The sequence below is a fragment of the Alkalicoccus daliensis genome (assembly GCF_900103955.1).
Taxonomy (GTDB): domain Bacteria; phylum Bacillota; class Bacilli; order Bacillales; family Salisediminibacteriaceae; genus Alkalicoccus; species Alkalicoccus daliensis.
In genome coordinates, this window is the sequence record NZ_FNIL01000009.1 from 1 (window position 1) to 20,791 (window position 20,791).

At 41.6% G+C, this 20,791-nt stretch carries 16 protein-coding genes; 11 read left to right on the forward strand and 5 right to left on the reverse strand.

Features of this window, described 5'->3' with window-relative positions:
- Positions 1-328 precede the first annotated feature (328 nt).
- Complete coding sequence (locus BLP92_RS12865; protein ID WP_175444287.1) at positions 329-1,054, forward strand: Crp/Fnr family transcriptional regulator; 726 nt, start codon at positions 329-331, stop codon at positions 1,052-1,054.
- Positions 1,055-1,142: 88 nt separating this feature from the next.
- On the opposite strand, the gene BLP92_RS12870 is transcribed toward BLP92_RS12865, so the two are convergent.
- Positions 1,143-1,844: a Na-translocating system protein MpsC family protein gene (locus BLP92_RS12870; RefSeq protein ID WP_175444288.1), complete on the reverse strand. Its 702-nt coding sequence runs from the start codon at positions 1,842-1,844 to the stop codon at positions 1,143-1,145.
- 681 nt (positions 1,845-2,525) lie between these two features.
- Here BLP92_RS12870 and BLP92_RS12875 point away from each other — a divergent pair.
- The 3 genes from BLP92_RS12875 to BLP92_RS12885 all read left to right on the forward strand — a co-directional run bounded on the left by BLP92_RS12875 (position 2,526) and on the right by BLP92_RS12885 (position 5,551).
- Positions 2,526-3,545: an STAS domain-containing protein gene (locus BLP92_RS12875; RefSeq protein ID WP_090843373.1), complete on the forward strand. Its 1,020-nt coding sequence runs from the start codon at positions 2,526-2,528 to the stop codon at positions 3,543-3,545.
- 224 nt (positions 3,546-3,769) lie between these two features.
- Complete coding sequence (locus tag BLP92_RS12880) at positions 3,770-4,402, forward strand: uracil-DNA glycosylase (protein ID WP_090843374.1); 633 nt, start codon at positions 3,770-3,772, stop codon at positions 4,400-4,402.
- 75 nt (positions 4,403-4,477) lie between these two features.
- Positions 4,478-5,551, forward strand: coding sequence for an SDR family oxidoreductase (locus BLP92_RS12885; protein WP_090843375.1), 1,074 nt, complete (start codon positions 4,478-4,480; stop codon positions 5,549-5,551).
- A gap of 284 nt (positions 5,552-5,835) precedes the next feature.
- On the opposite strand, the gene BLP92_RS12890 is transcribed toward BLP92_RS12885, so the two are convergent.
- Together BLP92_RS12890 and BLP92_RS12900 are read right to left on the reverse strand one after the other, a co-directional pair.
- Positions 5,836-7,047, reverse strand: a complete 1,212-nt coding sequence (locus BLP92_RS12890; RefSeq protein ID WP_090843376.1) for an NAD(P)/FAD-dependent oxidoreductase — start codon at positions 7,045-7,047, stop codon at positions 5,836-5,838.
- A gap of 876 nt (positions 7,048-7,923) precedes the next feature.
- A complete protein-coding gene (locus BLP92_RS12900) occupies positions 7,924-9,000 on the reverse strand; it encodes an acetamidase/formamidase family protein (RefSeq protein WP_090843378.1) in 1,077 nt (358 codons plus the stop codon).
- Between the two features lie 442 nt (positions 9,001-9,442).
- On the opposite strand from BLP92_RS12900, the gene BLP92_RS12905 reads away from it, so the two are divergent.
- The 7 genes from BLP92_RS12905 (at position 9,443) to BLP92_RS12940 (ending at position 18,612) form a co-directional block, all read left to right on the forward strand.
- A complete protein-coding gene (locus BLP92_RS12905) occupies positions 9,443-10,189 on the forward strand; it encodes a YusW family protein (RefSeq protein WP_090843379.1) in 747 nt (248 codons plus the stop codon).
- A 364-nt stretch (positions 10,190-10,553) separates the two neighbouring features.
- Positions 10,554-12,773 carry an EAL domain-containing protein gene (locus BLP92_RS12910; RefSeq protein ID WP_090843380.1) on the forward strand — a complete coding sequence of 740 codons (2,220 nt, stop codon included), beginning with the start codon at positions 10,554-10,556 and terminating at the stop codon, positions 12,771-12,773.
- 466 nt (positions 12,774-13,239) lie between these two features.
- Positions 13,240-14,766, forward strand: coding sequence for an NAD(P)H-hydrate dehydratase (locus BLP92_RS12915; RefSeq protein ID WP_090843381.1), 1,527 nt, complete (start codon positions 13,240-13,242; stop codon positions 14,764-14,766).
- 49 nt (positions 14,767-14,815) lie between these two features.
- Entirely contained in the window at positions 14,816-15,490 is a 675-nt protein-coding gene (locus tag BLP92_RS12920) for an SOS response-associated peptidase (RefSeq protein ID WP_342028394.1), read from the forward strand.
- Positions 15,491-16,115: 625 nt separating this feature from the next.
- Complete coding sequence (locus BLP92_RS12930) at positions 16,116-16,631, forward strand: DinB family protein (protein ID WP_090843383.1); 516 nt, start codon at positions 16,116-16,118, stop codon at positions 16,629-16,631.
- 73 nt (positions 16,632-16,704) lie between these two features.
- Positions 16,705-17,661: a dimethylarginine dimethylaminohydrolase family protein gene (locus BLP92_RS12935; protein WP_244516846.1), complete on the forward strand. Its 957-nt coding sequence runs from the start codon at positions 16,705-16,707 to the stop codon at positions 17,659-17,661.
- 48 nt (positions 17,662-17,709) lie between these two features.
- The gene (locus tag BLP92_RS12940; protein WP_090843384.1) at positions 17,710-18,612 is read left to right on the forward strand and encodes a macrolide 2'-phosphotransferase; all 903 of its coding nucleotides are present in this window, start codon (positions 17,710-17,712) and stop codon (positions 18,610-18,612) included.
- A 369-nt stretch (positions 18,613-18,981) separates the two neighbouring features.
- On the opposite strand, the gene BLP92_RS12945 is transcribed toward BLP92_RS12940, so the two are convergent.
- Both BLP92_RS12945 and BLP92_RS12950 read right to left on the reverse strand, forming a co-directional pair.
- Complete coding sequence (locus BLP92_RS12945; protein ID WP_090843385.1) at positions 18,982-19,902, reverse strand: ABC transporter ATP-binding protein; 921 nt, start codon at positions 19,900-19,902, stop codon at positions 18,982-18,984.
- Positions 19,902-20,585, reverse strand: a complete 684-nt coding sequence (locus BLP92_RS12950) for an ABC transporter permease (protein WP_090843386.1) — start codon at positions 20,583-20,585, stop codon at positions 19,902-19,904. Before BLP92_RS12950 ends, BLP92_RS12945 begins: the two co-directional genes overlap by 1 nt.
- Positions 20,586-20,791: the final 206 nt, after the last annotated feature.

Below are 20,791 nucleotides of genomic sequence, written 5' to 3' on the forward strand. Positions count from 1 at the left end.
GCAAATGCTTCCGGCGGTGAACGTTCATACCGCCTGTGGAAGAAGGAGGTCGGAAGATCCCGGAAGACGTTAGTCTACCCGGAGATCTCCTCCACGGCAGGTCAGTTGCAGCGAATTCTTCTATTATTATCAACACTGAACATTAACAGAGCTAAATAAATAAAAGGTTTTCTGCAGGCGTTAAAAACCTTTCTATGTTTAGTAGGAAGCATCACGGTCTGCCATAAAGAACATTTCATATAATAATTTACTGCTGGTGATTTTTGTCACATCCAATAGATTCAGGATGAAATACAATAGGTGTAACATTAAGTACGGAGGGATTTTCATGGGAAAAGAAGCAATGCTTGAAGTGCCAAAAAAACCATGTCAGAATACATTTCATTTTTCAGGGGAAAGTATGCAGGAGCTGCATCAGCTGATGTCAATTCAAACTTTCACTGCAGGAGGTATGCTGTTTAACAGAGAAGATACCGCAGGCTATTTGTTTTATATTATGGATGGAGAAGTGAAAATTTATAAAGAAACAGCGGATGATAAAGAATATGTACTGAGCTTTATGAGTACGGGAGATATATTTGGAGAATTAAACAGCTTTACGCAGCACCGGTATCATTTTAATGCCGTTGCAGAAATTGAAAGTAAAATAGGCGTTATTTGCAATAAAAGACTGGAAGAGAGAATGGAACAAAATCCCAGGCTTTCCGGAGAATTTTTAAAATGGAGTTCTATGATGGAACAAATCGCGAGAGCAAAGCTGCAGGATTTAACGTTTTACGGAAAAAAAGGAGCTGTTTGTTCCACTTTAATCCGTTTAGTGAATTCCTATGGAAGACAGGAAGGATCTGTGGTGAAAATCAAAAAGAAACTAAAAAATGGAGAACTGGGAAGCTACATCGGTTCCTCCCGGGAAAACGTAAACAGAATACTCGCTTCCCTGAAAAAGGAAGGAGTTATTTCCCAGGAGGAAGGCTGTTTAGTAATCAATGATCTGGAATACTTAAAACAGGCATCTCACTGTGAAAACTGTCTTCCAAGTATCTGCAGAATGTAAAAGATACTGATGACGGCAGATTCATTACTGAGCGTAGTAACTCCTGAAAGTATAAGAAGCGTGCCTGGAATTCTCCAAGGCACGCTTCTTATACTTTGCTGCTTGACTGCAGGGCGAGAATAATAAAACCAATGTCATTTTTAAAGTCCCAGTCCATAAAAGTTTCTACAATCGGCTTGTTAATAATTTTCTCCAGTCCTGCCTGGTAGAGCAGTTTCTTTTCTAATGGTCTTTTCACCAGTTTCAATTCATCGGTAAAACCAGCTTTAATAAATTCCTTCTCAATCTGCACAAACACCCCGGATTTTCGTACTACGATAATTTGATCGTTAATCCAGTAGGATTTCGTGGAAGCAGGAGTTTTCTGTCCCCATTCACTCATTTCAATAATCGTTTGATTGAATTTTTTCTGATCAACAGAAGCGGGCCATGCAGGCTGAGTTATTTTATCTTCCGAGGATAAAATCCCTAAAATCATTCCGGTCTGCCGATGAATATTCCAGTCAAAATACATGTCCTGCAGATCAATATCTGCGATTGTTTGTAAGTTGTCGTGAATTTCAGGCATCAATTCCTGCATAAGAACATCTCTCGTTTCCTCTACGCGCTTCGTTTCCCGCTGCTTTACCAGTATTTTCTCCATAGGCGCCAGAAACCCTCGAAGGTGTATAACAAGAAAGGGTGAATAAAGGGCCACAAACACAGAAGTTGGTCCCTTGCCAAAATTATCACGAAGCATCTTTCCCATGTAGCTTGCAATTTCTGTTTGTATATTTTTTTTATCTATCATTTTCTTCTCCTTTAAATGAACATCGCTGCTGAAATGGATTTTCGATATTAATATTTCCCGGTATGGCGGGGGTTTAAACATCTCGAAAGCGAGATAATTTTTCAATTGTTTTTCCATATAAAAAAGCTGCAAAGAAATTTTCTTTGCAGCTTATCAATGAGCACTAACGTCTCTTGATTTCCACTTTGCTGTTCGCAGGGGATTATTATAATAATTGTAATTGTGTATGAATTATTTCTCTTATCCAATAACTTATTTCCAGCTCTATCGTCTGTAAATACCGCTGCGGATAAAAGCTCAGGCTGTATATTTTTCTAAGTATGCCAAACTAATATAATATACTCGTATTTTTTAGGTTAAACTCTTTTATCATAATTTGCTTAAATAGAACAGTGGATTTTACGGATACCTCAGGCTCTTACAAAAATCCTGTCCATTACCTGCAAGCTTTTAAAACAAGAATAATTCGCAGGGAGCAATTAATTGCACAATTAACTATATCGAAATTTAATATTTTTTGCAAGAGTCCTGCTGGGAATGCATAAAATATTTATTGATTAAAAAGAGGAGGATTGTTTATATAATAGTCGCTTTCCTTCCTGTATACTAGAAGTATCTGTAATATTGAATTTAATGTTCTATAAATTCCACAGACGATATTACGAAGAGGGAGCTTCCAACATGACAAAAAATGAAACTATTAATATAGACGGTCTGCAATTCGGCTGGGAAACTCAAGAAGGTTTGTTTACCTATGAAGGAGAAGATGCGGTACTTTTCTGGGTTACTACCGTAATGAGAGAATTTTTTGATGCTTTAGAAGAAGTGTCAGGGGAAGAAGCTGCAAGAGTTGTACTGGAAACCACGGGCTTTCGTCAAGGTGTGGTGGTCGGAGAATATTTTTCCAATATGAAAAATGTGAATGTAGAGGAAGCGGCAGCATTAATCACAGCAACTTATGCCTCTGCAGGCTGGGGGCTGGCTGAAATTCATAAGCTGGATATTGAAAATAAAACACTGGAAGTATATTTAAAAAACAGCTGGGAACATAAGGTTAACGTGGCACAAAAGAAAGAGCGGGGAGGAGATTTTCTGCCTGCCCATTATGCGGGTATTTTTACACAGATGTTCGGCCAGAATATTTGGTATGAAGTAATTCACTATCAGCTGGAAGGATATGATGAAACTGTTATCCACTATTTTCCTTCGGAGGAAAGTGTAGAAAAAAATATTCACAGACTTGTCCGGCAGAAAGAAGCAGAGCAGATTGAACGACTGGAAGCTCTGGTAAAAGAAAAAACTGAAGATTTAAACCAGCTTATTAAGGAAATTTCTTCTCCTATTATTCCTGTGTTAGAGGAAATAGTAGTTATACCTCTTCTTGGTACCTATGATGAAGACCGGACAGGAGAATTACTGGAAAAAACCCTGGAGCAGCTTCCAAAATACAGAGCTGAATACATGGTGCTGGATTTAACAGGCTTAAATGATAACTTCACAGAGCACGCTGCCAGTCTGATTGAAAAATTAGGTGCAGCAGCTTCTTTGATCGGAACTGAAACAATTATTGTGGGGATTTCCCCGCAAGTCAGCATGACGATACAGGAGAATGCAGTAGACCTGAAGAAATTCAATTGCTTTCATTCCCTGCAGCACGGAATTCATTATGCGCTTGCACAAAAAGGACGAAGCATCCTATAAATCTTAGAAGAGGAATAAGCAGAACTGTTTATAAAGCACCGGAGTCTGACAGGGTTTTACCTGCAGCTCTGGTGCTTTATTTTATCCTTTATTACATTAAAATATGAGTATTACAGAGAATGCCGGACTTTCCCCCATTTAAAACGGATCTACAAATAAAACGCAGGAATAATACTTTATGGAGGAGGGAAAAGAAAATTATTCAGGAGAAGGAGGGAATCATAATGAAAATTCCAGAATCACTTGCGAAAGAAGGAAGAAAAAAACTTGCTGATTATCCGGTGGAAGGGTTTGTATATGGAAGCGGCCCGCAAAATCCAGCGATGATGCTCGTAGGAGAAGCACCTGGAGAAACAGAAATACATAACGGCATTCCCTTCAGCGGAAGAGCAGGGAAAGAGCTGATGAAATTTTTAGAAAAGCTGGGGCTTCAAAGAGAAGAAGTGTACATTACCGCTTCTGTCCGAAGCCGTCCCTACCGATGGGGGGAAAAGAAAGAGAGGGACGGCACTACTACCAAGCGAAAGTACAACCGGCCGCCTACAGCGAAAGAAATCTATGCCCATGCGCCACTGCTTGATTATGAAATTGATCACGTAAATGCTCCAGTCATTGTGACGCTTGGAAATATCGGTTTACGACGCCTGAAAGGAAAAGATTATAAAATCACTGAAAGTCACGGGCAGTTGATTCAGGGACCCGTCCTTCGTGCTGACCCGGATGGATACAGCTGGACGGAAAAGGAATACCGGGTTTTCCCTACCTTTCATCCAGCTTCGGTTTTTTATAATCGGTCGCTGCAGGACAAAATAAATGAAGATGTTGAAACACTGAGAAACATACTGGCAGAAACGTGAACCTCTGCAGTGGAAGAAAAGTTATCACTTCTTATAGAGGGGGTAAAGAAAAGAAAAACTAAAGGAGCTGTAGAAATGGCACAAAATCAGCTGGCTGAATATCAGAGCAGACAGGAAAAAAGGCAGTCCCGCCATAAAAAAATCCCACTTAAAAAAGTTGCAAATCAGGTAATAGTTATTACCGGAGCTACAAGCGGGATTGGTTTGTCTACTGCCAGAATGGCGGCTGCCAAAGGGGCCGCTGTCGTACTTGCTGCAAGAAATGAAGAAGCGCTGCAGGAGATAACGAATGAGCTGAGGGAACAAGGTGCATCAGCAGTCTGGGTTAAGGCAGATGTAAGCAGGGAGGAAGAAGTAAAACAAATTCTCGCAACCGCACTGGAGCAGTTTGGCCGTGTAGATACATGGGTGAATAATGCAGGTATCGCAATGTTCGGAGAGGCAGATGAAGTCAGTATCGAAGACCTTCGCAGCTTATTTGAAACGAACTTCTGGGGAGCTGTGTATGGCTCCAGAACTGCTTTGCAATATTTTAAAGAGCAGAGAAGTGCAGGCGCGTTAATTAATATGGGGAGCGCCTATGGAGACATGGGTGTGGTGCTGCAATCCGGGTATTCCGCTGCAAAGCATGCCCTGCATGGCTGGACAAAAAGTCTGCGGACAGAAATGGAAGCGAAAGGTCTTCCTGTTTCAGTAACGTTAATTAATCCGGGAAAAATAGATACGCCGGTGAACGAACATGCCGCCAGCTATATGAAGCACCAGCCCGCACACCGAGAATTAACTTATCCGCCAAAAACAGCAGCCGAGGCAGTACTGCACGCAGCAGAGCATCCGAAAAAAATAATCTATGTTGGCTCTCAGGCGCGTCTGGTCGGGCTTTTGGAAAACGGAGCTCCAAACCTGTCTGATAAGCTGATCGCGTTGCTGATGTCCAGAACACAGCATGCAGATAAACCTTCACAGGCAAAAGAAAATAATGCTTTATACAGGGCAGGGACAGGACAGAAAGAGCATGGGGAGCATCCCGGCTTGAAAAGGTCCACCAGCTGGTATACGAAAGCTTCAAAGCACCCAGTACTTACTTACCTTGCTTTCGCAGGTGCAGTGTGCGGGGCACTATGGACATTTCTTTCAAAAAAGCGTTAAAAACAACTAAGCAGAATGCAAGCGCCCGCAGGAGAAAAAACACTTCTGCTGCGGGCGTTTTGTATATAAAGTTAAAAAACGGAAATTATTAGCGGAAATCCCGTTTGTTTTCACGGCTGCGTGCTGCTATTGCATAAAACAAAAGTGAAGTAAGCGTTAGCAGCAGTATAAGAAGTGTGTTCTTCATTTCTCATATCCTCCTATTCCTATAGTAACGATTAAAAATAATACTCAAAATGCTTTCCGGGTTTCGAGGTCAAAGATGGAGGGTAGTTTACTTCAGTTTAAAACATTGTGAACTTTCCCTTTTTAAGCACCAGCGCCGGCCCTCCGAGCATCAATAAATATCTGTTATCAATCACGTTTTTCATCGCACGGGCTGTTTTGCCATATAATTTTGTGTTTGAAAAGATAGTGCCGCAAGCGTCACCACCGCCAAGGGATACGACTACTCCCTTATCGGAAAAGTTAAACTCTTTCAGCCGTGTCTCGCCGCGGATAAGAAATTTTAAATTCTCAGCACAGGTTTCAGCTTCCTGTGTGGCAATCTGTGCAGTAGGTGGGTATGGTTTATTCAGCTCTTTGTTTGTAACCCAGGCACAGTCTCCCAATACAAATATATTTTCATCTTCTGGCATCCGCAGATCATCATTTACGTTTACTTTTCCTTTAAAAACATTGAAATTTGAAGCAGTCAGTACAGAACTTCCCTGGACGCCTCCTGTCCATACAATCGTCCCTGCTTTAATTTCCTGATTACCGGCAATTTTAATACCGTCAGAAGAACATTCTTCTATTTTTGTATTTGTTAAAAATTCGATTCCTCTTATTTTAAGGTTATTTTTTGTATAATCGATAAGCTCTTCGTCAAATCCTGGAAGAATTGTGGGAGCCATTTCTACATTGATTATTCTTACTTTTCTACGGTCTATGTCGAATTTTTTGCAAAGCTTGGGGATGGAATCTGCGAGTTCTCCAAGAAACTCGATTCCAGTAAAGCCGCTGCCTCCGACAATAATATTTAATTTGCCGCTGTTTTCGTTTTCGCTTCGGTAGGTAGCAAATTGATATTCAATATGATGATAAATCTCCCTGCTGGAGTCAATGGAGCTGATAGAAAAAGAATGCTCGTCAAGACCAGGGATTCCAAAGGTGGCTTTTTCAAAGCCGAGTGCAAATACTAGGTAATCGTATTCCAATACACCGTTATCTAAAATTACCTGTTTTTCTTCTTTATTTACTTTTTGAACGGTGTCATATACAAGACTTACACGCTTTTCACTAATAATATCACTTATCATTATTCGTGCCTGATTTTGGCTCATCGTTCCTGCCGCAACTTCATGCAGCCAAGTGGTAATATGATGATAATTATGTTTGTTTACAAGTGTGATTTCTGCTTCTTCCGGACCCAGTTTCTTCACGAGCCGCCTGGTTGTAATCATTCCTGCGTAACCAGCACCGAGTACAACTATTTTAGGTTTATGGTTTTGCAAAATTTACCCGCCTCTCTATAGTTTATTTTTTCCTCCCGTAACTTATTTCAGGTGAATTAAGTATGAGATTTGTTTCATATCACAAGGGAGATGTTCTATTTCTTTACCCTATAATAAGGAGAGTAGTACAAATTTCCGTGAGAAAATTTTACAAGCTTCAAATTCGTGAGACTTGAGTCATTTTCTAATGCAGATTACTACAACAAAGAACTAATCATGGAAGGATCCTCCATCACAGACGGCCTGCTCTCATTCCGCTGCAGCCGCCCTTTTTATTACCGCTGGTGAGACTAGGTGATGACTATGAAAAAGAGCCTCACTTTATGAAAAGTGAGGCTCTACAGAGTGTTTATAAAGTAAGGAAGCTTGTATTTTAATAATTTTTTATGCATAAGGTTCTCCACCGCTTACCTGCGGAACCTTGCCGACCGGTCTTCAGCTGTTTCTCCTGCCCTTGGGGCAGAAAAAAGGATCTTCAGACTGCGCTTCAATCCCGCTGTCACCACCGGACGCTATGGAGAATAAGTTTTTATAGAAAAAGCTGCGCTTGTACCGGAGACGCTCTATAAAATCTAATCCTCTTTTTTCTCAGCTGCAGTCGCAGAAGGTCGACTCCTGGAGGATTTATAACGATTCTTATATCTTCCCAGGCGTTTTTACTGGAAAGATATAGTAAGCATGCGCGAAACCAGCCAATGATCTTGAAATCACTGGAAAGAGCTCTTTCCAGTGATTTGGCTGCGTGAAGCCATGCTCCTCTTTTAAGAAGGCAGGTTCGCGGAGAGAGTTCCTTCCGGAAAGCGTACCTTCAAAGGCAAAGCATAAAATTGCATAATTATACAGAAAAAACACTTTTTCAACAGTCTGATAGCGAATTTAATCCGGAAGGAAAGCTTCCTTTGGAATAGTAACGTGTATTCCTTTATTTTCATTTACCACCTGCGTAATGTGAAAGTCTGCTGCCACTGCGAGAAAAGAATAAGCTTCTTCTTTCGACAAATAATAAAACTCACAAAGAAATTGAATGGCTTTGAAGGAAGCTATCCGCGCAGCTTCATCCAGGTCGGGGTCAAATGCGTGGATCATCCATTCTTCATTTGTTTCCAGTATCGGCAACGGAAAAGAAAAGTCTTTTCTTACTTTTATCCGCAGTAAGCAGTTTACGGAAGCTTCTACACCTGTTCCGTTTAATTCACTGTCCCCTTGTGCAAGATGAGCATCGCCAAGCGAAAGGAGTGCTCCCTGATTCTGCACAGGATAATACATAGTAGTGTCTGCACCAATTCTCCAATTATCAATATTCCCACCGAAGTTGGAGGGAGGAATTGTGCTGACTGGACCGTCCTCAGCCGGAGCAACGCCCATCGTTCCCATGTGAATTCTTGCAGGAACCTGCATCCCTTTTAATGTTTCCATACGCTCTACGTCATTCTTATGCAGAATTTTTCCATTCACATCATAAGGGCCGGGATAATCATAAGCGAAATGCGGCGTGAGCCACTGCCCTTTATCATCGATTTTATAAACTGTCACTCTCTCTTTATTATGGAATTCTTCTTCTTCAAATAGGAATCCCCAGGGAGCTGATAAATTAGATCCGTAGGGTAGACGAGGTTCCAGGTCTAAAATCTGCACTTCAAGCATATCACCAGGCGCTGCATCTTCTACATAGATAGGCCCTGTAAGAAGATGGGGGCCGGGCTTGCGGTCTTCTTCCGGAATTGCAGCATAAATCGCCTGAATTCCATCGTCCATCATCTTATCCGGGGCGTCCCCTGCATGATGGGTGACAGTTTCAGCGTAAACAAAGTCGCCTGACTTTATTTTCAGGGCAGGGGTAAGGGAGTTATCAAATTTTCCCCAGTGAACTGTGTCTTTAGTTGCTTCTAAATAATGTACCTTGGCTTCTTTCATCTTATGTGACAGGGAAGATTTCAACGGTGAAAAGCGCATCAAGCAGACCTCCTTGTAATTTTACGTAATATTATAGGTTTTCCCACAAAAAGGATCCTGAAAACACAGGTATCCAGTTGCGCAGTTATTTTTTTCTGAATATCAGCATTGAATAATTTAAAGAATCTTATAAAGCTACCAAGAAAGACAAAATTTTCTCACCACCGATGAAAGCTGATACTGCAGACATACGCGGGACATATCTCCGTGAAACAGCGTGGAATCGTACAGTATAAAATGTACCTGTACGCAAGCAGATTACCGTGGTTTATGCCTAGAGAAAAATTGTGCATAAAGAATTAGTAAGCGATCTCACAAAAAATAATATGTAAATCCTAAGTAATGAAAATAGACATAGGAGTTTAGTAAACGATAAATCGGGAAATCGTTAGAATAGTCAGCTTAAGACTTAACAAAATTTATTGAAAAGAGGGATGACATCATGAAGAAATTTGCTATGAGTATCGGAGCCTTGGCAGTTGTAGCTGCAGGGTGCGGAAATGATGGAGGAAACAATGAGACAGACACTGGAAACAATACAAACAACCAGAACGAAGAAGTAACAGAAGAGCCGGAAGCGAACCTGGCTGATAATGAAGAGAACAATGAAGGAAATAATATGAATAATGCGGAAGATAATACCGGATTAAATAATGAAAATAACGATGCCTTAAATGATGAAGGCAACATGGAAGATGAAGAAGAAGCGGAAGCAGTTATGGATCAGGATTTTAACAATTTTGAACTGAACGTAACGCTCGTAGATGATTCTCAGTGGGATTTCTCTTATACACCTGCTGAAGAAGAAGGTGAAGAGCCGGATGCAACAGTTTCCGGAGATGACCTTGAGCTGGAAGGCGAAAATGCAGTAGAGGAAATGGAAGCATATCTTTCCGAATTTAACGTAGATGCTGCAACGGACCAGGAAGATATTACTTCTGAAATTGCTGATACTTTTGACTTTAATGAGGATGACTTCCAGGAGTACAATCTGACAATCGACTTCGCTGAACAGGAAAACGAAACAGAGTGGAGCTGGAGTCAGGACGACGAAAACGGTGAAGATAATAACGCAGGAAATGCAGAAGAAACAAACAACACAGAAGATAATGCAGCAGACGATACAGAAACAAATGATACAAATGCAGGAAACGATAACTTAGGAAATGACAATGCAGCTAACAACTAATATTTTATGAAGCAGTTTTAAAGCCTGAAGCCTGAAGTTTATCAGCTTCAGGCTTTTTCTGTGGTTGAATTTTAGATAAAACGAAAAAAGTGCCAGTGGAAGAAAGCATTGAGCAGGTATTTATTGAATTTTCTCTATCAACTGCAGCGTGTGATACAAAATAAAGTAAATAGATTAATGCTTTTGTATTTCTTGGGGGATAGGACTATAGAAATAGAATGGTATAATATAGTAAACTATTTAAAAAGAAGCTTTTAATAAATATCCATAACATTGTATAGAAAAGGCAGACAATAAATTATAGAAATTAATTTATATTATGCAGCATGCTGCATAATATACGTTACAGGAGGTGGAGCAGACAATGCATACACAATTACAGGCGGATCCTCATTATTTGTTTCAATTTTTCTCCAGACTGTATAAAATGGTATTTTTAATGAAGGTGACGGAAAAAGGCTATACATATGAAAAAGTGAGTGAAGAAGCGGCGATTCTGGCTTCCCTCCCTGAAGATTCTTTCGGAAAAACAATGGACGAAATCTATCCGAAACATATTTCAGCACCGCTGATTCGCCAGTATGACAGGGCTTATCAGGAAAAAGAGCCTGTATTCTATGCGGATAAAATGAATAAAGCAAATAATGCTGCAGCCTATGCTTCTTCTATTTTACTCCCCATTCAGGATAATGAAGGAGAAGTCCGTTATATTATCAGTATGACTGCGGATTTAGCTGATCAGGCAGAAGCACAGTTAATTACCTCTATGGAAAATATAGATTATTTGACGAAGCTGCCGAACCTTGTAAGAGTAAAGTCGGAAATTAATGTATTATTGCACAAAGATACTCCACCGAAAATAGATGTTCTCTATTTAAATATTGATCGTTTTCGTCTTTTAAATGAACTGCTTGGGATTGAAGAAGGCAACTTTATGCTGCAGAAAGTTGCAGTAGAAGTAGGCGCTCTTCTGCCGGAAGATACAATTTTTGGCCGGGTGGATGGAGATGAGTTTGTCATTGTACTACTCGAACAAAATAAAGAAGATGTAATGAATATTGCATCCCAGGTACTGAATAAAATCAATTCTTTCAGCTATGTTGTAAAGGAAGTAGAGATACATTTATCTGCTTGCGTCGGAATCAGCTGTAACGCTGATAATGCCAATATGTTTATCTCAAACGCGTGTACTGCCATGCTTGAAGCAAAACAGGAAGGCAAGAATGAAATTAAGATTTTCAGAGAAAACGATGCCGGAAAAAAATATATGGATGAATTGCTGCTGGAAGTAGAACTGATGAAAGCGCTGGACAACAAAGAATTAACAGTGCACTATCAGCCGAAACTTCATATTGAAAGCGGAAAAGTAAACTATGAAGCTTTAGTAAGGTGGTTTTCTCCCCGGCTTGGCACGGTTTCACCAGGAGAATTTATTCCTATAGCAGAAAAGTCTCCACTTATTGAAAGAGTCACTGCTTATGTGATGGAAATTGTCTGCCACGATATTTCTTCCCAGCCGGAAATATTTGAAGAAACAAAAGTATCGGTGAATCTTTCCGCTAATTTATTTGATGAAGCAATAATCCAGCGGACTCTGCTGACTTCTATTAAAAAATGCAAGCTTTCTCCCAAATTATTTGAACTGGAAATTACCGAGCGGATGCTTGTAAAAAATCCAACGCAGGGGAAAGCAATTATAGATCATCTGCGGAACCTTGGATTCAGTGTGGTGATTGATGACTTTGGAGTAAGTTATTCTTCATTAAATTATCTGAAAATGTTTACCCTGGATGGAATTAAAATTGATCAGGCTTTCGTACAGGATATCGATGAAAATATCGAAAAGAAAGAGTACGAAATAGTAGCCTTTATTATGCAGCTTGCAAAAAAACTGGAATTGTTTGTAACAGCTGAAGGGGTGGAGACCCAGTCACAGTTGCATGTATTAAAGGATCTTGGCTGCGATGAAGTACAGGGGTATTATTTGAGCAGACCGCAGCCGATTGAAAAACTTTATGCCTCAAAAACTGAAGCTGTATTAAAAGTGAAAACTGAAGCTGCATTGCTTTATTCGGTGGAAGCTGCCGCAACATCAGATAAAGGAAGCACCAGGTCGATAGCTGAGGCGCTGAAAGAATTAAATATTTCAGCGGAAGAAAATGAAGCGGGGTATGACCGGATTACTAGAGCAGTGCGGGCATCTTTTCAAATGCCTATAAGTTTTATCTCTTTTCTAACGGAAGAAAGTCAATGGCTGAAATCTGTGTCGGGACTGCCTGCACAAGCTCTTGAAACACGGGAGTTTCCGCTGGAAATGGGAATATGCCAGGCTATTGTATCGTCTGAAGAGGCCCTGGTTGTGCCGGATGTGCATGAGGATGATCGTTTTAAAAATAATCAGCTTGCCCATCAGTATGGTATACGTTTCTACGCAGGAGTGCCGTTAAGAACAAAGAAAGGCCTTATAGGAACGCTTTGCTTGATGGATATGTATCCCCGTACTTTTACGGAAGAAGAAAAATCTCGGCTGAATGATTTCAGCCACTGGGTTATTGCAGAGATGGCACAAGGTGGAAATAAATAGGGAGTCTAGTCTGAAAATAGTTTCCTGGTATAAGCATACAATTCTATGCCCTATCTGCAACGGCATGGTGACAAGCATGGCAGATAAGCCAGGAAGGAAATACTCGAAAATTATTACATTATAAACTTTTTTGAAAAACCGCTGAGTTTTCCAGCGGTTTTTTCAGTGTGTTTATAAAGTAAGGAATTTTGTATATTTATGATTTGGTGTGTGTGGGTTCTCCTCCGCTTTCCGGTGAAAGCAGAGTATCTTACCGCATTTCAGATAAGAAGCTCCTTCATTCGTTTTTAACCAGGAAACAAGAGTGGCTATTTGGATGATATTGGTAAAAGGCAGAAACGCTCCTATATAAGTTAATTGCTGGGCCAGCAAATTAAGAAAACAACTGAAATGCAGAGGTATTTTTTGTTAGGTGTCGAAAATACTAGGGAATAGAAGAACTGTACTTTTAGAAAGGAGCTTCTTCATGTACGCAGTTACAAGAAAAGAAATGCGCAAAATGGATCAGTATGCCATAAAGCAAATTGGAATGCCAAGTATGGTACTGATGGAAAATGCGGGGAGAAATGCAGCGAAGGAGATTGCTTCTTTTGCTGGAGATAGACTGAAGAAATGGGCGGTGCTGATCGGAAAAGGAAATAACGGCGGAGATGGGATCGTGACTGCTAGGCACCTGCAGGAATGGGGGTTTGAGCCAACGCTGATTTATGCAGAAGATCCGTCAGCATGTAAAGGAGAGGCCGCGCAGCAGCGCGACATTGCTTCAGCGTTTAATCTTCCGTCGGTTATTTATAAAAAGGAGCAGATAGCCTGGGAAGCATTTGATGGAATTATAGATGCATTATTAGGTACGGGAAGCAGCGGGGCACCAAAAGAAGTTTATGCTTCACTGATTGAAGAAGCAAATACAAGTGAATTACCGATCGCAGCGATGGATATTCCGAGCGGACTGGACGCTGACACGGGAGCCGTACAAACACCATGTATACAAGCAGCTCTTACGACAACTTTTGCTTATACTAAACGTGGTCTCGAACAGTATCCTGGAAAAGAAGCAGCTGGAATAGTGAGCACTTGCCCGATTGGACTGCCTGCTGATTTTGCAGCAGCTTTTCAGGTGCAGACATTTCTTGCAGATGCAGAAAGTATTCAACAAAGATTTCACATGAATCTGCTTTCTCCAGTCAGGCCGGCAGATTCCAATAAAGGCACCTTCGGTCACGTACTCGTCGCGGCCGGAACCCGGCAGATGGCAGGCGCTGGATTAATGAGCGCGGCTGCAGCACTAAAAACAGGGGCAGGACTTGTCAGCTGGGCAATGCCTGAGCGAGTACTGGAAGCGATGCTAGGGAAACAGCCGGAAATAATGCTGCAGGGGGTAGCGGATAAAGATAAAGGGGACTGGTCCGCAACTTCTGCAAAAGATATAGCAGCACTGCTCGATGGAAAACAAGCAGGCGTAATCGGTCCAGGGATGGGTAGATGGAAAGGGGACACAGACTGGCTGAAGCATATATGGAGGCAGACAGCATGTGCGCTTATATTAGACGCTGATGCATTAAATATTCTTGCAGAAGCAGGCATCGAAAGCTTTCCGGAACGAGAAGGTCCAGTGCTGTTAACTCCTCATCCAGGCGAAATGGCGCGGCTTACAGGAAAATCAGTCAAAGAAGTCCAGGCAGACAGAATTGAAATTGCCAGAGAGTTTGCTGTGAAGCATGGAGTTACACTGGTGTTAAAAGGAGCCCGTACTCTTACAGCAGCTCCCAATGGAAATGTCACCATTAACACTACAGGAAATCCTAAGATGGCAACAGGAGGCACCGGCGACGTACTGGCAGGGGTGATCGGAAGTCTGACAGCGCAGGGGATGCATGCAGAGCAGGCAGCAGTATGCGGCGTGTATCTCCATGGAAGAGCAGGCGATACCGTTGCCGGGAAACGTCCGGAGTCCCGCTCGTTAACGGCCTGGGATATTATCGAAACTTTATAAATGAAAAACTTGCATCTTGCATAAGAGCAGAAAATTCTAAAGAAAGCAGGTGGACATTATCTGCGGAAGATTTACTTTTATAACCGATATTGAGACCCTTGGATTAAGGTATGATCTGGGCAATGCTGAAAAGATTGAAACGGCGCCAAGATACAATGTAGCTCCTACGCAGTCTATTGTAACTATTGTGCATGACGGAAAGCATCATAAAGCAGGGAAACTGAGATGGGGGTTAATACCAAGTTTTGCAAAAGACACAAAGATGAGCGCGAAAATGATCAATGCAAGAGCAGAGACACTTGATGAAAAACCTTCCTTCAAAAAACTTCTGTCCAGACGGCGCTGCGTTATCGTTGCAGACAGTTTCTATGAGTGGAAAAAGATAGAAGGTAAGAAGCAGCCCTACCGTATTCAAGTGAAAGACCAGCCGATTTTCGCGATGGCAGGACTGTGGGACCGCTGGCAATCGGAAAATGGAGAAGAAATAAACTCCTGTACGATTATTACAACTGAAGCAAATGATTTCATGCAGGACCTCCACCACCGGATGCCGGTCATTCTTTCGAAGGAAGCAGAAAGTATCTGGCTGGACCGCAGTGTAACAGAAGCGGAAAAGCTGAAGCCGCTGCTTCAGCCATTCGCAGGAGAGATGACTGCCTATGAAGTTCCTGTCACTGTAAACTCACCACAAAATGACGATCCTTCTGTTATTGAAGCTGTTTAAATTAAAGGCTGCCTTGAAAATAATAACTTTGTTTGAAAGAAGTAATACCGCTGCTGCACTTTCGGAGAGGCTTACCCAAGGGCTTGTTCTCGACTAATTTCTCTCACAGGGCACGGCTTCCATCGATCCACAGACAGCAGGGCAGAGACCGCCATGCTGTCTTGAAGAACCAGGATCGATTCCGCTCGTGCTTCGTGACCATGCCACTTGGATTCTCCAACTGCGCTCGTGCTTCCTCTCCTTCGTTACACAGCAGTATTAATTTTCATACTTCATGGTGCAGATTTTCTGCATGAAGGTTTCTGTTATTGTTCGTTCTTCCCTTTGTAAAACCGAAGCAGAGAAATGCTTCTATTTCAAATTCTTTAACAACAAAAGCGCAGGTAAGGCAGTTTTTCAAAACGCCTGCGGGAAAAGAAAGCGAGAAGGTCGATGGTTCGTCTCGAACTGTAAACGAACTCGGGAAGCAGGTGGGAAGGAAGCTGGGAAGGAAAGTCGGTCATTGTCTTTCTTGGATTGGCTGCGTGGAATCCTGCTTGTGGGGCAGCGGAAGGATTCCTCCGAGTCAGACATAGAGTCCCAGGCTTTAACAGAGCTAACTGTAAAGAGAAAAGGAGGCTGTGATATGGAATTTTCAATTAAACAGAAAAAAGGCTTTCCGGAAAAAATAGGAGAATTGGCAGCGATGATGGAGATAACAAGAGATCTGACATTGTTTGAGGTAGCAGAATTTACGGAAGCTGAACTGGATATGATAGACGATAAAGGGTCAAACTCTATAGGTGCGCTGTTAATGCATATTGCTGCAATAGAATTTGTTCATCAAGTGATTACTTTTGAAAACAGAGATTTAAATGAGGAAGAACAAAAGAAGTGGGGAGCTGCACTTGAATTAGGAGAAAGAGGAAGAAAAGCATACTATGGCCAGCCGCTTGATTACTATACAGATATCCTTGCAGAAGTGCGAAAAAACACGCTGCAGCAGATGAAAAAACAGCAGGATAGCTGGCTGTATGAAGAGGGTGAATGGGATAACGGGATAAAGCACAACAATTATTATCTATGGTTTCATGTAATAGAGGACGAAATCAGCCATCGTGGCCAGATTCGGATGATGAGAAGATTATTTGACCATGCATGAAATAAAAAGTGATGGAATAACGGAGGTAAAGGTCACAGTGAGGAAGCGCTGTAATACCGGGGAGGAAGAAAAAATGGAAAATAAGTCACTGAAGCAGGTGAAAGTACAGGGGGAGCGCTGGTTCCCAGCAGAAACAACATTCGCGGAAGAAATGAAAGAACTTTGGGGAGACTGGTACTGTGATTCAGAAGTAACAAAGCTTCGGTCTGTGCTGCTGCACAGACCTGGAAAAGAGTTAGAAGGAATTACTGAAGAGAATTTTTCGGAGTACCGGTTCAGGGGAGCGATAGATGCAGAAAAGGCGAGAAAAGAGCAGGACGCGCTTGCTGATATATACCGTGAGCACAATGTAGAAGTACATTATGTAAAAGGGCAGCGCGAAGACAAGCCTAACGCCATGTTTCTTCGTGATTTAGTTTTTATGACTCCGGAAGGAGCGATTATCTGCCGCCCGGCAATTCCTGCAAGGCGGGGAGAAGAGAAAGCAGTGGCACAGACGCTTGCATCTCTTGGTGTTCCTATCATAAAAACTATAAATGGAGAAGGTTTCTTTGAAGGAGCCTGTGCGATGTGGGTAAATCGGGAAACAGTGGTAATAGGAACGGGAAGCAGAGCAAATGAAGCCGGTGCTTCCCAGGTTGAGGCGGAGCTTCGCAACATTGGGGTAAAGAAAATTATTAAAACACAAATTCCCTATGGCTCCATTCATTTAGATGGATATATGAATATGGCTGATACAAACAAGCTGGCAGTCTTTCCATGGCATCTTGCCTATGACTGCGCAAAAGCTCTTATGGATGCAGGAATAGAACTGATAGAGGTTACGGATATCCAGGAACTTAAAGAAGGAATGGCGCTAAACTTTGTCACGCTGGAACCTGGGAAAGTAGTAATGCCGTCAGGAAATCCGAATACAAAAAAGCTACTGGAGGCTCATGGGATTGAAGTACTGGAAACAGAACTTGGAGAACTCATGAACGGCTGGGGCTCTATGCATTGTATGTCTTTATTTTTAAAGCGGGACGCCTGAGCTGTACTATTGAAAAACAAAACGATCATTAAAGAGAGGATTCACTTTATGAGACCGGAAGAAATAAAAGATTTAGCAAAAAAACATGGAATTGAGATAAAACTGGAGACGCTTCAAATCAATGATTCTGGACTTGATTTCATTGTGGGCTTAGGAACAGATACGATGGGGATGGCCTGGATATTAAGGGTTCCAAGAAGAAAAGATGCAGTCAAGGCTGCAGAAGTGGAAAAAAGACTTCTGGAAGCAGTAAAATCAGAGGTGCTAGCAGAAGTTCCGGTATGGATTATATTTCATGAAGAATTAATAGCTTACCCACAGCTGACAGGGAAACCTGCAGGAACAATTGATCCCAAAACACAGTCCTATCAGTGGGAGATAGATGTGGAAAATGTACCTGAGTCATTTCATCGTACGCTGGCACGTGCAATGGTATCACTGCATCAGATAAATGATTCAGCACGATGGAAAGAAGCTGGAATTACTGTGGAACAAGTCGTCGAGCTCAGCAGCAGTATGCGCAGGAGGATGGAAAAAGTGAAGCAGGAATATGAGATACACCCTGAACGATGGGACCGCTGGCAGCAATGGCTGAATACGGAAGAGATGTGGCCTCCTTTTACCGGCCTGGTGCATGGAGATCTTCATGCAGGACACATCATGGTCGATAAAGACGCCAATGTGACAGGGTTTATTGACTGGACAGAGGCAAAAATTACTGACACCAGCATCGATTTCACTGCTCACTATATGACATTTGGTGAAAGCGGCCTGGACAAGCTCCTCACCTGCTATGAAGAATTTGGCGGGAAAACTTGGACTCGCATGAAGGATCACATTCTCATGCGTGCGGATGCTTTTTCAATAGATGTAGCTGAATTTGCCGCCCGTTCAAGTTTAAAAGAATACAAAGAAATGGCAGAGAAAGAGTTGAAGTCCCCTCCTGCATAAATAAAAAACAGAAGAAGCCCCGGGCACAGATCAGGTTTGATATGCTCGGGGCTTCTTTTATTTTCGGTATTTTTCACGCGGAGGATCAGTACGCTTACTGCCAGCCTTAGCGATCAATAACTGGCCGACCGTAACAGCAAGTGCTAATAAAAGGATCAAATCAACAATCGTCTGTCCGGTGCCGCCAAAAGGTAAAGTTTCATGATATGCATCGCCTTTCTATTAGACATTTGTACTCGTCTGACAGATAGAGGATTGATGAACGAGCATGCTGATGCTATTATTCCATACCCATTTTAAGGGAATTTATGCAGAAGCTGAAATTTTTAAGTATAAAGTCTTAATTGTTAACATTCAGATGAAAATAAGTTAAATGTGGTCCGGCTCTTCTAAAAAGATTTCTTCTAAAGACGGCTGATCCACTTCTGCTTCATAAATATCTACTTCCAGCATCATAATTCTTTTCAGCAAAGAAGGGATAGCTTCTTCAGAAGAAACCTCGACAAATAAATAATTTTTATCCCAGGAGTGGGAAAGCTTTGCTTCATCCAGAGAACTTTTCAGCCTTTTTTTATCCACTTCTTCCAGCTCGGAGGAGGTTTTCAGCCGGACAGTAAAAGTCGCAGAAAATTTCCGCTGTAATTCATAAAGAGACCCCTGCAGGGAAATTTCTCCTTCTTTCATAATCGCAATCTGTGTGCAGATTTTTTCTACTTCATCCAGATTGTGCGAAGTCATAAAAATAGTTTTTCCCTGCTCATGCAGTTGAATAATCAATTTCTGCATGTGAATTACCGATTCTGCATCAAGTCCGGAAGTCGGCTCATCAAGAATCAGCAGTTCCGGATCGTGAATCAATGCCTGCGCTACACCCAGCTTTTTTTTCATCCCAAAAGAATAGGTGTGAAGTTTTTTCTTTCTATCTTCCCAGAGACCAACTGTTTCCAGTGTTTCTTCAATTTTTAATCTGCTGGCTTTATTTCCTGAAAGGCGGCTGAAATAAGAAAGGTGCTGTACAGCGGACATATCATCATAAAAGGAAGAATAATCCGGAAGAACCCCAATACGGTACTTATTTGCATCGATTCCTAAATTTTCTTCAAATAAATATACTTCTCCGGAAGTCGGCTTCATAATATCCGTCAGCATATTAATAAAAGTGGATTTTCCGGCTCCATTGCGTCCAAGAAACCCGAAAATTTCTCCCTGTGCTACTTCCAGGGTAATCTTATTTACGACAACTTCTCCTCTGAATGCTTTCGTTAAGTTTTCTGTGCGGATTACTCTCATTAGAAATCCCTCCCCTGAAATATTTTCGTTGAGAGAGCAAGCAATAATAAGCCGATTAGAAATGGAATTGCCATATAGATAAAATCAAACTGGAAGTAATAATATGGCGTAAAGAACTTGAACCAGTTAATGTATATATTTTCAGAGAGTACCGCCCAAACTGATAAAACAGGAATGGTAAAAGCTAAGATAATTCCGAGAAACATAGACAGACTGGAGCTTCTTATCACTACAGAGAGAAACAGCGTGAGAGAAATGCAGTAAAAAATAAATATAAGAAATTCAAGAAAAGCAGTAAAGAAAAACCTTTCTGAAAAATAGCTGATGATAAGAGTGGTTATTAACAGAAGAATAAACCAGTAGGCCAGAATGCCGAATAATTTTCCCATAATGATATCACCGCGGGAAGCCTTCGTAACAAGAAACCTGATCGTACTGGATTCTACTTCTTTATTTACCGAATTATGAGAAAGAGTTAATACAAAAAGCAGGCCGAATGACAAGATGGATGCAGAAAGTCCAGCTGCATAGGGTGCGTTTGTAGAAAGACCTTCAAACCCTTCAGGGATAAGTTCTGCTCCCTGTGCAATTAAATAAGCAGTAGCAGTAAGTACGGCAATCAGAAAGTAAGGGCGGACTCCTTTAAATAAATCCCTAAATTCTCTATAGCCAATCGTCCACATACATTTCCCTCCTTAAAGTTACTTGTGCTGGTATTACTTATGATGATAGCAGAACCTTGTGGATTTTGCTTCTTAAATAAGGGGCCGCCGGTTTACGCTTTGTTCTTACAGCTGTCAAACAAAAGAAAGTCTGCTTCTATCACGAACAGTGCTGTCAGAAAAGGCACGCAGGCGTACCTTTCTTATATTAACACCGGTCTTAAACC